General features: G+C 44.1%; 13 protein-coding genes and 1 tRNA gene. 6 read left to right on the top strand and 8 right to left on the bottom strand.

What is annotated here, in order from left to right; genetic code table 11:
- Nucleotides 1-201 precede the first annotated feature (201 nt).
- The 3 genes from L4D12_RS21790 to L4D12_RS21780 all read right to left on the bottom strand — a co-directional run bounded on the left by L4D12_RS21790 (nucleotide 202) and on the right by L4D12_RS21780 (nucleotide 2,275).
- Nucleotides 202-879, bottom strand: coding sequence for a SanA/YdcF family protein (locus tag L4D12_RS21790; protein WP_428449933.1), 678 nt, complete (start codon nucleotides 877-879; stop codon nucleotides 202-204).
- A 175-nt stretch (nucleotides 880-1,054) separates the two neighbouring features.
- Nucleotides 1,055-1,131: transfer RNA gene (locus tag L4D12_RS21785), tRNA-Pro, on the bottom strand.
- Nucleotides 1,132-1,276: 145 nt separating this feature from the next.
- Nucleotides 1,277-2,275 (bottom strand): ribonuclease T2 family protein, encoded by a 999-nt coding sequence (locus tag L4D12_RS21780; RefSeq protein ID WP_428449932.1) that lies wholly within the window; start codon nucleotides 2,273-2,275, stop codon nucleotides 1,277-1,279.
- 633 nt (nucleotides 2,276-2,908) lie between these two features.
- Between L4D12_RS21780 and L4D12_RS21775 the strand changes: the two genes are divergently transcribed.
- From L4D12_RS21775 to L4D12_RS21765, 3 genes are all read left to right on the top strand, one after another.
- Nucleotides 2,909-3,211, top strand: a complete 303-nt coding sequence (locus tag L4D12_RS21775) for a hypothetical protein (RefSeq protein ID WP_428449931.1) — start codon at nucleotides 2,909-2,911, stop codon at nucleotides 3,209-3,211.
- 391 nt (nucleotides 3,212-3,602) lie between these two features.
- Nucleotides 3,603-4,454, top strand: coding sequence for an ABC transporter ATP-binding protein (locus L4D12_RS21770; protein ID WP_428449930.1), 852 nt, complete (start codon nucleotides 3,603-3,605; stop codon nucleotides 4,452-4,454).
- A complete protein-coding gene (locus tag L4D12_RS21765; protein WP_428449929.1) occupies nucleotides 4,454-5,299 on the top strand; it encodes an ABC transporter in 846 nt (281 codons plus the stop codon). Before L4D12_RS21770 ends, L4D12_RS21765 begins: the two co-directional genes overlap by 1 nt.
- 81 nt (nucleotides 5,300-5,380) lie before the next feature.
- Here L4D12_RS21765 and L4D12_RS21760 read toward each other — a convergent pair whose 3' ends face one another.
- The 4 genes from L4D12_RS21760 to L4D12_RS21745 all read right to left on the bottom strand — a co-directional run bounded on the left by L4D12_RS21760 (nucleotide 5,381) and on the right by L4D12_RS21745 (nucleotide 11,127).
- Nucleotides 5,381-5,584: a helix-turn-helix domain-containing protein gene (locus L4D12_RS21760; RefSeq protein WP_428449928.1), complete on the bottom strand. Its 204-nt coding sequence runs from the start codon at nucleotides 5,582-5,584 to the stop codon at nucleotides 5,381-5,383.
- A 105-nt stretch (nucleotides 5,585-5,689) separates the two neighbouring features.
- Nucleotides 5,690-8,521, bottom strand: a complete 2,832-nt coding sequence (locus L4D12_RS21755; protein ID WP_428449927.1) for an Hsp70 family protein — start codon at nucleotides 8,519-8,521, stop codon at nucleotides 5,690-5,692.
- A gap of 132 nt (nucleotides 8,522-8,653) precedes the next feature.
- Entirely contained in the window at nucleotides 8,654-10,489 is a 1,836-nt protein-coding gene (locus tag L4D12_RS21750) for an Hsp70 family protein (RefSeq protein WP_428449926.1), read from the bottom strand.
- Nucleotides 10,489-11,127 carry a DUF2760 domain-containing protein gene (locus tag L4D12_RS21745; protein WP_428449962.1) on the bottom strand — a complete coding sequence of 213 codons (639 nt, stop codon included), beginning with the start codon at nucleotides 11,125-11,127 and terminating at the stop codon, nucleotides 10,489-10,491. The genes L4D12_RS21750 and L4D12_RS21745 overlap by 1 nt, the downstream gene beginning before the upstream one ends.
- A gap of 404 nt (nucleotides 11,128-11,531) precedes the next feature.
- Here L4D12_RS21745 and L4D12_RS21740 point away from each other — a divergent pair, with 404 nt between their 5' ends.
- The 3 genes from L4D12_RS21740 (at nucleotide 11,532) to lpxL (ending at nucleotide 14,662) form a co-directional block, all read left to right on the top strand.
- Nucleotides 11,532-11,885, top strand: coding sequence for a YajD family HNH nuclease (locus L4D12_RS21740; protein ID WP_428449961.1), 354 nt, complete (start codon nucleotides 11,532-11,534; stop codon nucleotides 11,883-11,885).
- Nucleotides 11,886-12,383: 498 nt separating this feature from the next.
- Nucleotides 12,384-13,343, top strand: coding sequence for an LpxL/LpxP family Kdo(2)-lipid IV(A) lauroyl/palmitoleoyl acyltransferase (locus L4D12_RS21735; protein WP_428449925.1), 960 nt, complete (start codon nucleotides 12,384-12,386; stop codon nucleotides 13,341-13,343).
- 392 nt (nucleotides 13,344-13,735) lie between these two features.
- Nucleotides 13,736-14,662: an LpxL/LpxP family Kdo(2)-lipid IV(A) lauroyl/palmitoleoyl acyltransferase gene (gene lpxL / locus L4D12_RS21730; RefSeq protein ID WP_428449924.1), complete on the top strand. Its 927-nt coding sequence runs from the start codon at nucleotides 13,736-13,738 to the stop codon at nucleotides 14,660-14,662.
- A 41-nt stretch (nucleotides 14,663-14,703) separates the two neighbouring features.
- Here the strand turns inward: lpxL and L4D12_RS21725 are convergent, their stop codons facing one another.
- On the bottom strand, nucleotides 14,704-15,297 hold the full coding sequence (locus L4D12_RS21725) for a DNA-J related domain-containing protein (protein WP_428449923.1): 594 nt from the start codon (nucleotides 15,295-15,297) through the stop codon (nucleotides 14,704-14,706).
- Nucleotides 15,298-15,593 lie beyond the last annotated feature (296 nt).

The following is a 15,593-nucleotide window of genomic DNA, read 5'->3' as shown; positions in this document are numbered from 1 at the left end:
GTGATCATAAATAGCGTAAGAAAAAGGCTCGAGACAAAGGTGACATTTTTCGATAACTAGCTGTTAAACATTAAAAGTCATAACGTAGTCAGCACGTGTTTTAATAAGCTTGAATGAGCCGACATTAACTGCGATTTTTTATCTGTCAGCAGGGGCGCATGCTTGAGCTGAGGGGCAGGGGATGGTTAAAATGGGCATAGATTAATGAGGGCGCTTAGGGCCCTCTAATTCATGATATTCATGACTGATCGGCTCTTTAGGGCCAGAAAATTTAGGCTGCATATTTAGAATATAGAGATCGAGTATGGCCTTTACGCGAGCGAGTACTTCTCTGGCTCTGATTTTTAAACCAGACAGCCCTTTGGGGGAGGGAACCGCGAGACAAATGGCATCAATATCATTGCGATCGGCAATAAACAGTGCTCGCTCACAATGAAAGCGTTGGGTGATGATGACAAAGTGATCGGCCGCGAATACCTTTTTCGCACGAACGACAGAGTCAAGCGTGCGAAACCCTGCATAATCTAAAACAATGTCTTGCTCTGGTAGTCCAGCTTTAAGCAAATCCCGCTTCATCGTCCAGGGTTCATTGTAGGAGCGGTGAGCGTTATCACCACTGAGTAGCAACACATCAATTTTACCTTGCTGATATAACGTAAGTGCTGCATCCATACGGTATTGATAAAACGGATTGAGGGATTTTGCGATGTATTTACTGGTGCCAAGCACCAACCCAATTGAACGTGGTGGTATCGCTGATGCCGTATCAAAGATACGGGAGGCTGCCTGCGCAGACAACCAGCGGTCGAGCAGCAGGATGGATGAGATTATCACGATACAGACAACTGCGCTTATACGGAAAAAATTCAGCAGTTTCATACAGACCTAAAAGCAGACAATAAGTAATTCAAGCTAAAGTATAATACCTTAATTAATTGATAATGTTATGTAAAAATAACGTCAATATTTACCAACTACAACACTGATATTGTTTGATATTCATTCCAGGGAGGTGGCACATCGAAGTGAAAAGCAGAGGATTACTAAAACCTTTTGGTCGGACATACTGGATTTGAACCAGCGACCCCTACTCCCCCAGAGTAGTGCGCTACCAAACTGCGCTAATGTCCGCCAAAAAGCTTTGTATTCATTATGTTAACTATGAATGCAAAGCCAGTTTACAAAAGTTAGAGAAGAAAACAAGTAGCAAAAGAGCAGAAGTTTTAGTGCGATCCCATATTCACACATTTGCTGCACTCAAACGCTGAAAAAGTAATCAATCTTCTATGTGTATCGAGGCCTTACAATTGCCTTTGAATGATCGACTTTGAGGACCAGCTTCGAGTTTTGCTCGCAAAGATGGGGATTTCTCAAAATCCTCTGCAAGGTTAAATCGAATTTCCTGTAAGTATCGCCCTTTTAAGCACGACAATTGAATTCGTTTAGTTGCTTGTTGACCCAGTGCTTGAACCATATTTTTTTCGAAATTAGCAATGGAGATAGTACGGCCGATATGGCCTTTAATATAGTCACCAATCGGGGAGCTATCTACTTGCTTAACAAGGTTTGTCGCCAGAAGGAAATATTCGTCATCTGGGCGAGATTGACAAGAACCGTGTTTTTTCCATTGGTATTGGCCGAAATCTGTCTGATAGTAAAAATTGGGCATCCATGGTGCGATAGTTTCAATGGTTGATTGGGATAGCTCCATCTTATTATCTGGTCGACAATAACCATATTGGATACCGCATTGGCGTCGGTTTGGCCACAGGCCATGTAAGGTTAGGTTATGAACAGGACGTTGCGCGTTTTTTATGGCTGCACATTCCGGTTTGTTAGTTTTAAACTTACCGTGTTCACAAAAACCAGGTTGCCAACTGACCGCGAGAACGTATGAATCATACAAACCTGCAGTTTGGCACTGCTTGCTGTCTGTTTGTTTCTTTGGTGTAGGGACGGTGGTAGAGTGCAGTGATAACGGTTGTTTACCACACTGAATATTCACCCAGCGCAATGATGGTTTTGCATTAGGAATAGACAGTTGTACCCAATCGCCATTAGGTTTGTTTAACAGTCGTGCTTGATATTTTTCGCCGACAGTTGTTTTATGTTGCCCTGGATTACTTTTCTTTTTTATGGATTGGAAAGCCGGGCAGGATTGCGTGGCGATAAATGTTCCTTCTATCTTGACGGCTGCAACGCTGTGAAGAGAGGTGAGTAAGCATGCTGTGAGTAGCAGATAGGCAGATATTCGGCGTATTCTGTGAAATGGCATAAGCGTTGATAAAAAGGAATAAGATTCCCCCTTATATACTGGCAAGCCATGAAAAACAAGCGTTGGAATAATGACTGGCGTTTATCCCCACGTTGTCTCGCTATGTGGGAGCTGAGGGTGTTTGTGTGCACTCAGAGGCGCGTTGTATGAGGAGCTTTGATCGTGCCGCTGCAAAATGCTGAACAACTATGTTATTGAAACGCGGCCTGATTAATGCCAGTAGTTTACACAGAAAAACCGTTTTAAGCTGGATTGACTATAAAATAGAAAAGCAATGTTTTGATAGTTGCGAAACTGTTCACTCTGAACCAAACTGATTGTAAGGTGCTCATTCCCCAAAAAATGCGTAATAAGTGCGAATTACAGTTAAATTTAAGTTCACATAATCAGGAACAAGAGGTATTATCAGCGCAACTGCCTTATGTAGTCTTCAGCTATTGCCACTATCTTTGCTTTAAAACGAATCAGTGATCTGCATCGTATGTGGTTCAATATTACAGAGATTTTATCTCTTCATTGAGATATTTAAATTCGTTGTTCATTTTCGCATATCATGACCGAGAGACTGCAACTATTAGTCATTCGTACTTATCGCACCTCGAATCATGATATTCGGTTTAAGAGGTAATATTCATGGATAATTTTGCAGCTGCTGAAAAAGCGTTATCAGCAATGCTAAAAAGTGTTGATACAAAAACAGGTTCAGTGAAAGAAGAGCGTGTTGATTATCGTCAGATTCTAATTGATTTTGCTGATGAAGTGCCAGGTCGTCAGAAGGCTGTTATCAAGCGTATGCCATTGCATAAGATTAATAATTTGATCGCAGTACTTCATGAATTTAAAGATGAAGCGCGTCAGGTTCGAATGACCGAGATTCTAGCCCTAATGGAAAAAGACGGTGTTCACCCTGAAGATTTAATGGAACAAAGTGAATAATCTAAAACGTATGCATGCTGGTTGTTGATACGAGGCTGAATTGAGAAATGAAGTCGATTGTACATTGAGCATCGTCGTATTCGGTTGTAATAATCAGTTTTTACTGAAAATCACTCTATATTAGTACAGAGTGTAATTATCCTGCCTCTTTAGTGCGCTAGAAATATCTGGCGTACTTTCTTATTGTTAAATTAATATGAAATTGAGCGATCATTTTCTCACTCTCTCCCCATTCGTTAAAGCTTGATATGGTATAGTTTGGTTCTTTGTGGCTGCTTGGCTAAACTGACGAGCAATGTAGGCCTCAGTGTGTGATATTGCAGGTCATAAGTTTTAATTGGCCAGAATATGCCTCCTTGTTTCAGTTCATAAAATTAAAAGGCTTAAAATAGTGGAAACCTTGGTTCAATCGCATCAGCTAGGGAAATCTTATGGTCGCTTTCGCGCGCTGATGGAGGTCAATCTTCAATTAGAATCGGGTCAAGTTCTCGGTTTGCTTGGTCATAATGGTGCAGGTAAGTCAACACTGATCAAATGCTTGCTCGGCATGCATGACTATGATGGTGAGTTATCGATATTCGGATTAGAACCACAAAAAAATCGGGTCAATATTGTTCGTGATTTAGCGTATATTTCTGATGCTGCTGTACTTCCTGAATGGATGACAGTGAAGCAGATTATTAAGTATAGTGCAGGTGTTCATTCTGGATTTAATGATGAGCGAATGGCGAAATTCCTATCTCAGACGGATATCAAACAGCAAACAAAAATATCTCGTTTATCAAAGGGGATGAAAGTGCAGCTTCATCTCGCATTGATCATGTCAACTGATGCGCGGATTTTGATCCTTGATGAACCCACATTGGGGCTGGATCTGATGTTTAGAGAAACATTTTACCAGCAATTAATGGCATGGTTTCAGCAAGGTGACAGAGCGTTGATTATTGCTAGCCATGAAGTCGATGAGATCGCTCATCTGCTAACCGATGTGCTTATCCTTAAAAAAGGTAAGCCTGTGTTTGATGGCAAGATAGAAAAGGTACAAACACGATTTAGCAAAGTCACTATTGCACCGGAGCAACGAAAATCGGCTGAAGCAACAAAACCACTGTATGTCCAATCTGGAGTGAACGAAATGGTGGGATATTACGATAACATTGATGTAACAAAGTTAGCGGCGTTAGGTAAGGTATCAACCCCCACATTGGCAGAAGTATTTGTTGCGCTACAGCAGGGGGCATAATGAAAACGTTACTGACTTTACTTGAAAAAGAATTCATTGAATACCGCATCGTTATCAAACTACCGTTATTTCTAGCCTTGTTTGCTGTCGTTAATTTTATGCTTGTAATGAGTGGCGATAACGTATCAGTTTCTATTCAGTCAACAGGTAATGGGGTGATTGACTGGGGGGGTAACTCAGATCAGTTCGCAGGGCTGATTGGCAAACTGAATGAGATAGTTGCTGGTATTTTGTCTCTGACTCTGTTTCTGATATATGTACCCAAGACGTTGCGTAAGGAAAAACAAGAGGGAACCTTATTGTTTTGGCGTTCTGCTCCGGTATCCGATCATTTAATGATTTTCGCTAAATTGCTCTTTGTTTTAGTGATAGTGCCATTTATTGCATCATTATTACTCTTATTTTCGGATTTTATAGTCTGGTTAATGGCGTCATTCTGGTTGCATGGTGACATGATGGCATCCATGGGGATTTCATTGTCAGGTATTATGGTGCATTGGGTTGAATTTATCGGTCGTTTATCAATCATGAGTTTGGCACTCTTTCCTCTGGCTTGCATTCTCTTAGTTATCTCGCAGTTAGTGCGTTACCCATTATTGACCGTGATTATGGGTGTTGTACTCATTAAGATTGCTCTATTCCAAGCGACAGGGGCAGGAGCCGCGGGGAGCATGTTCTCTGATATTTATTGGTTACCTGTCTCTATTCTGACGGGATCATCGCCAATGGTGGTCTACTTGAGTTTTGGTCTGTTATCGAATGTAAGCTTATTAACCATCGGTGTCTTAATGTATTTGTTTAGCTGTTGGCTGAGAGGCCGTGACGACGCATCAAGAATGATATAGCACTGCGATTATTGGCGCATGATAGCAAAACGGAGAGTTCCAAGACTCTCCGTTTTCATTTCTCGTCAATATCAAACCGTGTTATGCGGCTGCGACTGATTGAAGGTATTCAATTTCACGTTTGTACTTACGAACATTGCGCGAAAGGGTGCCTTTGGGCACTTCAAAACGTTTTTCGGCTTCGTAACTTGACAGACCTTCAAAGATAACGGCTTCCACTGCTACCCGCTGGTTATCAGATTTGAAAATCCGCTGCGCAATAATTTGATATTGTGACTGGTTCATATGTAAATTCTCGCTAGGCAAAGTATTCCCGAATGAGGCCATAAAGGAATAAATACTCGTTATCATTGATACTAAAAAGATTACCAGTTGAACCCTAACAGAACCTTAATCAAGCAAGCGTAATCCCGTTGGTAGTGCATCCCCAAAGACACGTTTCGTTTCACTCTCTGTGAGTACTTTTACGGTAGCGACCATTTCTATCCAACTTTCCGGCACCTTACTGGCTTTCAGTTTATCTAAGACAATTGCTCTATTGGTATCATCAAGATCAAGAGTTCGATCGCCTGTCATTCGGCTCATCATCACGGCGGCAAACGCAATATTGGGATCTTTTCGCCAATCAAATGTCATGAGTTCAGGTAAGCAAAATGCCACATGCTGCGGTGTTAATAGGTTATGTGCGCTACCGTAAAATGGCGAGCGGGTAGCAATGCGGCCTATTGCCCACCAGTGTGCCTGTGAGAACTGTGTTTTCTGCAGTCGACCGAAAATCCATTCGATCAACTGTAGTTTCTTGTCAAACGGCAGATTTTCTAATGATGCCGCCAGACGTACCATATCTTCGTAGCTTCGTTCCTGCATTTCTTTAGCCAGCTTGCTGTCACGGCTTGCGCTTGGATTGATATACTTAGCGATGTCTTTGTAGATCACTAACTGTTGCTGCTGGTTTAACCCTCCTGCGATACGACGCCAGAATGTCCACCAATCACTCCAGGTTTGGATATTGTTATCAAATTGGATACCGTGTTGATAGAGTGCCCAAACTTGTTCCATTCGCCATTCATCGGATGGATAACCAAAACCTGGACGTAGGGTAAACCCTGTTAACTTCAGCCAGTTACGCTCGTGGATGTCGGAGCGACGTCGGCGTTTTTTACTGTCTAGCAGCGAGTTAGCGAGTTCACGTAGACAAGGAGTCTCCCAGTTATCACGCTTGCCTAACATTTTATCCAATGTATTACGTAGGGTTTTGATTGTGGTTGGGTCGGTATGCTTTGTGCTGCCACCATACGCTTGTTTAATCAGAGCGATAGCATCATCCATCCGGCTAGGCAATGCGGATTCTGCCAACGTAGATCCGTTGTTTTGATTGAGTTTGGCTAAGTCTTTGCGAATAGCAAATTCGACTTTCCAGCGTTTTGACTCATCATTCACACTTACGCACTCTATTTGTAAGGTACCGACTTCTGTGAGTTGACAGGCTAGAGTGACTTCTTCTCGATCTTTTTGGTTTGCGGCAAGCTCAGCGCGATCTCGTTCACTATCTAGCGTTGCGATAAATGGAGGCAAAGAAATAAAACAGTCATTATCAAGGCTAAATAGCTCACCGGCTTGAGTATGGTTATCATCGGTTGATGAGACAAGATTGAACCGAACAGGTTCGCCAAGAGTGAGGGCGAATTTCCGGTCTTTGAGGCGGATTTCAGTTCCTTCATCAATGCCTTTGGGCAGAATACAAAGGCCTTGCTGGTTTTTCTTTTTGTCTTCTAGCATCAAGAAGAATGAGCGTGCAGAACCACCCCCGATTTTAAGTTGGGCACCATGACGCGCTTTGGCATACGCTACGGCACCAAAGGCAACTGCTAGGTCTGGGTGTGGATTAAGCAGATTTGTGACCGTGTCACCTCGCCACTGTGTAAAGGTAGACAGAACGCGATCAGAGAGTAATGGGCTGTTAAATACACCACCGTTCAGCAGTACAGCAACGGGTATCGCGGGCTGCTTCGGAGATAAGGTAATTCCCTGTGCAGCAAAAGACTCTCGACACACGCTGTCATGCAGTTCAATGAACTGAGCCATGTGTTTAGTGATTGCTGGGTCAGCCGCATAGGGCAAGCCAAACTCGACCACGGCAGCCTGACGCTGATTGGGTTGGTCATCAAACGCGGTTTGTGGAAAAAAGCCATTAAGTGCAATGTTATGTACTTCGTCACGGGTTAAGTCGATACTTTTTGCACCACCAATTAGTCGTGATCCGCCGCCAAGCATAGTGACTTTCGCGGTGTCAGGTGCATTGCCTGATAATAGCTGTTCTTTGACTTTACGGGTTTGCTGAATAAGTTTTGATAAACCGGACGCACTGAGTTTCTTCGTGCTACCATGTAAGCGTTGTTCTGCTACATGCGCTAAGGCTAAATCGATATTATCGCCACCAAGCATAAGGTGGTCACCGACACCGATACGATCCAGAGTCAGTTTCTCGTCTTGAGTACCGACTTTAATCAAACTTAAATCAGTGGTGCCGCCACCGACATCACAAACCATCAGTAGGGGAATGTCTTTTAGTAATGCTTCGGCGTGGTCTTTATTATTGGCATACCAGTCATAGCAAACGGCTTGTGGCTCTTCTAGCAGTAAGATGTTATCAAGCCCTGCCAGTGCGGCCGCTTCTAGTGTCAGTGCGCGTGCTGCTTCGTCAAATGATGCAGGGACAGTGATAACCACTTCTTGATCATTAAGTTTGTCACTGGGGTGGTGATAATCCCATGCTTGATGAACATGATTGAGATAACTGGCACTGGCGACAACGGGAGACACTTTACTGACATTGCCAGTGGCAGACCATGGCAGAATCGCTTCGCTGCGGTCTACCCCAGTATGTGAGAGCCAGCTTTTGGCGCTGACCACTTGGCGACCTTCGACTTTTGCGCCAAGTTCACGGGCCAATGTACCAATAATGGCATGTTCTATGTCGCCATTAACTGGTTTTATCTCCCAAGGGAGAACCAGCTGCGATGGATCTATTTCACCTTCAGATGGGTGATAGCGAAAAGAGGGGAGTAGGGGCTTACGAGCAACTTCACCGGGGGCGATGAGCTGGTCAATGTCAAATATCTTGATCGGGCTTGATTCGAGATCATCGGATATAGGGGTATAGGCAACAACAGTGTGGGTAGTCCCGAGGTCAATGCCGACAAGATAGCGAGGGGAAGACATGCATTACTCCAGTGCAGATCGTATTTTGTTTTTGATTAAGAGAACCATCACAAGATTGGCTTGTGCTGGTTGAATTTAATTTCAGTCAGGTGGATATAAAAACGGCGCTATAAAGCGCCGTTTGAAGATGAATTAATTGTCACGGACATCAAATTCAACTTGCCATTTTTCGCCACCATCTGTTGGAATGGCTTCTAAGCAAAGAGTGCCAAGCTCTGTGACGCGTGAGGCTAGGCGTACCGGAACAACTTGACCGGCTTGACGACCTTCAGCAACCGGTAGGGTAACCTGAATAGCCGGTAATTCTTCCAGTTCTTCAGGTTGCCACCAATCTAGGTGGGTACCCGCTGGATCTTCGCGGCGAACCGTTGAACCGAAGAATTTAAACTGCACAGGCTGGCCAATGATCAAACCGAATTCACGGCTTGGAACGTCAGCGTGTGTGCCTTCTTCCATACCAAATGGTGCCACACACAGGGCTTCCATCGGTGGTTCCATACCTGGAATAGCGGGCATAGAACTTTCGATGCCCACGTAGTAACTGCTTGCGATACCACCGCGGATACGCACGCCTTTACCTTTACGGACCGAACCATAGTAAGAAGCACCGCTGGCAACTGCTAGATCAAGATCCAGTCCTTGCAGACGTTTCGCTTCAGGGCTTCCTGCTGTTGTCAGCCAGCTATTAATGATAGAAAGCAGACGTTCAGACAGCAGATCTGATTTCAGAACACCACCGTTGAACAAGATTGCAGTCGGGCGAATAAAGCCCTCATGCAATTGGTCGTATTTTTCAAATAGCTCGTCAACAGCAGAAGACTGACGGCTTAAGAAACCTGCGACATGGCGTGACACAGCGGCATCTTGTGCATATGGCAGACCCATTTGTGTTAGGGCACCGCGCTGCATTTCAACAGGGTGTTGTTCGACACTAGTGCGAGGGAAGAAACCTTCAACCAGTGTCTGCTGGACTTCGTCTTGAGTCAGCTCTGTTTGTAGCGTGCCACCTAATAGCTTCGAGCCACGGCTTGGTACAACAATCGGCACTGCTTGCAATTCTGAATCACTAAGTAGTGCTTCTTTCGCATCACGGCAGGCATGAGTGATAGCTTGGATCTGCCAAGGTTGAAGTTGCTTACCTTCTTGGGCTAGCTTCATCTTCAGACGGTAGGCTAGAGCCAAGTCCATGTTGTCGCCACCAAGTAGGATATGATCGCCAACCGCGACACGGTTCAGTGTCAGGTTGCCGTCTTCCTCAGTGACCGCCACCAAAGAGAGGTCAGTGGTACCACCACCGATATCCACCACAAGGATCACGTCACCAAGGGTAACTTGATCGCGCCAGGTCTCTTCGTTGTTCTTTAGCCAGCTGTAGACAGCCGCCTGTGGCTCTTCAAGCAGGGTCATGTGTTTGAAGCCGACTTCTCGTGCGGCTTCAGCTGTCAGTTCACGTGCCGCTGGATCGAAAGAGGCTGGTACCGTGATGGTAACATCTTGTTCGAAAAGCGGTGTGTCAGGGTGCTGGAAATCCCAAGCGTTAGCAAGGTGTGCTAAGTATTGACGAGTGGCTTCAACAGGTGAAACCTTTGCAACTTCTTCTGGGCTGTTTAACGGCAAAAACGCGTCGCGGCGGTTGACACCACCGTGGCATAACCAGCTTTTCGCACTCGAAATAAGCCGGATAGGGGTTTTGCTTCCCAAGTTACGGGCCAGAGCACCAACGATAGCATTCGGCTTGCTGCTCCAAGGTAGAGCGGTATCACCTTCTGCTAGCTCAGATTCATGAGCTTGGTACATGAATGACGGTAGCTGATCTCTCTCTTCCACATTGCCAGGCGTTGTTAGCTGTGCAATGGGCATGACGGTAACTTGTGTCGTTTCGTCTTGTAGATCAACGTAGGATAAAACGCAGTGAGTAGTACCTAAATCGATACCAACACTGTAGCGATGTTCTTGTGTCTCTTGCATTACAGTTCAACCTCAGCGGCCGCAACAATTCGTGTATCATGACCGTCAGCTAACTTAGGTAGCTTAACGTCTGTTACTTTCCAGCCACGGTGAATTAGGGTTCCGGTAAAAGGTGCTTCACCCACGACATTACCAGTAAGGCGTACTTCCGATGGATTAAAGCCTTGTGGCAAAGTGATACGGGTTTCTTCTTCTTCGCTACGTATTGGTGCAAAGGCGAAGTACTCGTTTAGCACTTTATGGCCTCCCTCATGGATTACACGGGCAGCAGCACCAATTTCGGCATCAGCGAAGCCTTTGAGATCTTCTTGCATGAAGTCAATAAAGCGAGCTTCTTGCTGAAGCAATGAAAGCAATTGAAGCGCAGAGTCTGGCGTTGATGTTTTCAGCTTTGGTTCAACTTCAACGATCTTCTCGACGATTTTTTCGACTTCAACAACCTTTTCAACTTCGATGATTTTCTCGACAGGTTTTTCAACCTCGACAATTTTCTCGACTTCTTTCTCGACAACTTTTTCGATTTCTACCGGTTTGCCTTTTTTCGTGACATAAAGCACAAGCATGATAAGCAGTAAACCGCCAAGCCACGCATGCCCCATGTCAATCGTTGTCGGCACCGCCGATAAATCTACAGTCAATTTAGAAAAATCAAACGCCATATTCCGTCTTCTCTATACCAGTGAGATATTTATTCACAAATTATGTCGAATATTATCATAATCAAATTGCTTTACACCTAAGCCTCCCATTTTTTTGCCCGAATTGAAGCATTTAACTTTCTTGTCGGTTAATTATCAGGCAACCAAGTCTGACATGACTCTGTCATAGGCCTGACACAGAGCTGTCGTAAGACGATTGTGGGATCATGAATAGGAAACTACGATCGTTTGTTATCCTCGTGATTTTACAACGGTGTCTTTCATTTTTAGCGCAACTTTGCTGGTTTGGTGAGATTATTCATGAAATTATTGCAAGGTTAGGGCGAACCGCCGAGAAATTGGTTACACTCGCCGAGATCAATACTGTTTATTTAGGTGTGAAAATGTCATCAGATTACAACGGAACCAGTGCGGCCTATGCCCGTCAAGAGCAAGGTTATCGAGAAAAAGCCTTGAAAATTTACCCTTGGGTATGTGGCCGCTGTTCTCGAGAATTTGTCTATTCGAACTTGCGTGAGCTGACGGTCCACCATGTCGATCATGATCATACAAATAATCCCGCTGACGGTAGTAACTGGGAGTTATTGTGTTTGTTTTGTCACGATCATGAACATGAAAAATACACTGAGCACGACAACCAGCTTGGTAGCGTGGTGAAAGCGGGTGAAAATGACCATAAAGCAGCGACCTTTAATCCGTTTGCGGACCTCAAGGCAATGATGGATAAGAAAAAATAATTCATCTCCGCTATTGCTGGATTATGAGTAATTCAGCAATTGATTAATGTTATTTGCTTATCGGCGATCCACGTTCTGTTGATCGCCTCTCAATCCACAATACGATAATAATTACGCCTTTTGTTTTCACTATGATATGCATTAAATATCACATTTTGTTCTAGGCGGCGCTCAACTTATTGCTTGTATTTTGATCATAATGTTCATTTTTGAGTTGGTTTGTTCGCGATTTATTTGGATTTTAATAATGAAATGAAACTGCGCGGTGAATATAGGGTCAATATTGTCTCTTTTGCTGTGAACGGCGCTGGAGTAAAAGTCTCTATTTTCAGGTGGTTATTTGATAATTATTCTATTTGTAGCTTTATCGTCAGAAAAAAAACTTTTGACAGTAAATTAGCTATTTTTTTGGCGGTTCTCGGCGTATGATTCTGCTTCGTATTCCTACGTTTCAACGTGCTAGAAAATGTTGACTTCAATGAGTGATCCTCTTTTTTTATGAGCAAAATAATTGCACCGCGCTTCTCTTGGAAGTTTCTTACCCCTCGTTACTGGCCAACATTATTGCTGATCGGTGTAATGTACTTGCTTAGTTGGCTTCCATACGTTGTCCAGCGTTTACTGGGAAAAGGGATAGGCCGCTTAACCTTAGGGTTGATGAAAAAGAGACGGTTTACTATAGAACGTAATCTTGAACTTTGTTTTCCAAAAATGGATGCTAAAGAAAGGGATGCGATGATTGTCAGCAATATTGATAACTGCGGCCTCGCCCTGTTTGAAACCGGTATGGCGTGGTTTTGGTCTGATGCCAGGGTTAAGCGTCACGTGCGAATTGAAGGTTTAGAGCATATTGAACAGCTTGAGCGTGAGGGGAAAGGTGGATTATTTATTGCTGTCCACTCGCTGAATTTGGAACTGGGTGCAAGGGCATTTGGTATTCATAAGTCAGGTTGTGGTGTTTATCGTCCGAATAACAACCCCTGTTTTGATTATGTTCAGTATAAGGGACGCTCTCGTTCAAATCGAACATTGATCGATCGTAAAGACGTAAAAGGGATGCTTCATACATTGCGTACTGGTGGTCGTGTTTGGTATGCCCCTGATCACGACTATGGTAAGCGTCGTTCAACATTTGCCCCTCTTTTTGCTGTAGAGAAGGCTTGTACAACAACAGGAACCAGCTTGTTGGTTGATAACAGTGACTGTGAGGTGTTGGCTTTTTCGATGATAAGAGAATCTGATTCTGGTCAATATGTAATTCGTATCACACCACCGTATAAGGATTTCCCACGTAATGATCCTGAACAAGCTGCCGCGTTTGTCAATAAAGTGGTAGAAACGTCGATTATGGCAGCGCCTGACCAATACATGTGGTTGCACCGTCGATTTAAGACTCGTCCAGACGGTGAAGCTTCGCTGTATGCAAAGCAAGCTGATCTAACAACACACACGGCGTAGTGTTAAGGTGGCGTTAATGAAAGCATTAGCGCCATTTTTATTTACCAGCAAGCCAATTCTTCAACTACTCCTCGCTTTCCCTACCATCAATGCCGAATCATGCATTTTGAGATAGCTTAGCTATACATTACTATACTCAAATAGCATGTATATTGCCTAATTGCTTTACTTGATCAGTGCTTACAATAATCGTCTCATTATTTGCTGAATATCTCATCACAGGCTTAATGTATGCTGAATTTTGACAAGACGGCGACCACAGCGCTTGATTCACTGTTTTTCTGGCAATAGAATGCACTGTTCAAAATAAATTTTGTAGATCAAAATTTGCGTGTAACGCATTGAAAAAAGAATTAAAAACGGAATAGTAATGTTACGGGATACTAATACGTATGAGTAAATTCACTGCGCCGACTTTCACTAAGTCTCTCTTGCACCCGCGCTATTGGCTGACACTGCTGATGGTTGGATTGATGTATCTGATCAGTTGGCTTCCCTATTTTATTCAGTTCAGATTGGGGCAGTTATTTGGCCGTTTAGGCATGTCTATTGTTAAAAAGCGTAAGCTGACAATTATTCGCAATCTTAAATTATGTTTCCCTGATTTGACGCAGGAGGAGCGTGATCGTATCACCAAGAAGAATATCGACAATACCGGACTTGCGCTGTTTGAGACCAGTATGGCGTGGTTTTGGCCAGATCTTCGTGTGGAGCGTCATGTTCAGTATGAGGGATTTGAGCATATTAAGCGTCTAGAGGAGGAGGGAAAAGGCGTTTTGCTTGTTGCCATTCACTCTTTAAATTTAGAGCTTGGTGCAAGGGCATTCGGTATAAAGACACCGGGTGTGGGCGTGTATCGTCCGAATAATAATCCATGTTTTGATTATTTCCAATTTAATGGCCGTATCCGTTCGAACAGGTATATGATTGATCGTAAAGATGTAAAAGGCATGCTACGTGCGTTACGTAAAGGGGAGCTGGTATGGTACGCCCCTGATCATGATTATGGTCGTAGACGATCAACATTTGCGCCGTTATTTGCCGTTGAAAAGGCGTGTACCACGACAGGAACCAGCTTGCTGGTCGATGCATCTGACTGTGCGGTTGTGCCGTTTGCGATGGTCCGCAACACAGATTCAGGTCAATACACGTTAAAGGTTTTCCCTCCATTGGATGCGTTTCCACACAATGACCCTGACGCAGCAGCCCGTTATGTTAATAAAGCCATCGAGCGCTCGATAATGGAAGCGCCAGAGCAATACATGTGGTTACATCGACGCTTTAAAACTCGGCCAGAAGGTGAATCATCCCTGTATTAAGTCTGCTTAGGGGCTGTTCATCGCCGTGTTTAAAAAGTGGATTACGGTTTCAGGCGTTGCCACGCATTACACAAGAGATGGAAACGATCGGCATTACCCTTTGGCCGATCTGGGTGCCAACGCAGGGCTAATTGTCGCCATTGGCGTCGAATAGCAGATGGAGAAGCTTCTGTGTTGAGCCCGAACAGGGCGAGATCTTCTGCACGGGTAGAATATTCTTGGCTGCTATTTCCGATAATGCCGCGATAGCGTTGCCAAAACGCTGTTAAGAGTGCGTCGATTTCCGATGCTTTAGTGCTAAAGTGCTGCCAATCAAGATAGTAGTCACGCAGTGGGTCTTCACAAGTAATCTGCACTAACCCATTGTGGTTGTTAATTAACCTGATATCCATCGCGACAACGTTTAACCATTGTTCAGGTAATAGCATTGCTTGAAGCTGGTATAACCCATTCATCAGTAAAAAGTTTTTCTTGAAGAGATCCTGGCTGGGCTCTGCGCTGAGTGTTTTGAGTATATTTTGCTCAGTTAATGCCGTTGCGAGGGTGTGGATTTTCCAGCCGCATGGCTGTCGTTGAAGCAAGCTTAATAACGGCCAGATCAACGGATTTTCTTGGCCTGAGAGATTGGTATCCATAACGCTTAAACTGGTGAAATCAGGGTATTAGCTTATCAGATCTTAACGGTGAACATCGAGTAGGGTGAGGCGTCGCCGCCTCATCCCTCTCACAGAACCGTACGTACGGACCTCGTATACGGCTCATGTACATTTCCATTCAGCGTAAGTGCTGAACACATGCCCTGTCACAACATGTTCAATATTGACTAAACCAAGTTCATTGAACCATTGATTTGTCATAGCGTAGCTCGATAACGGACTCGCAGAGCTTCTCCAGCCTGTCATTCGTATGTGACTAAACGGCGGTTTATATC

Origin of the sequence: Photobacterium nomapromontoriensis (assembly GCF_050336815.1) — a bacterium.
Lineage (GTDB): Bacteria > Pseudomonadota > Gammaproteobacteria > Enterobacterales > Vibrionaceae > Photobacterium > Photobacterium nomapromontoriensis.
This window is presented reverse-complemented; position numbering and strand designations above follow the sequence as displayed.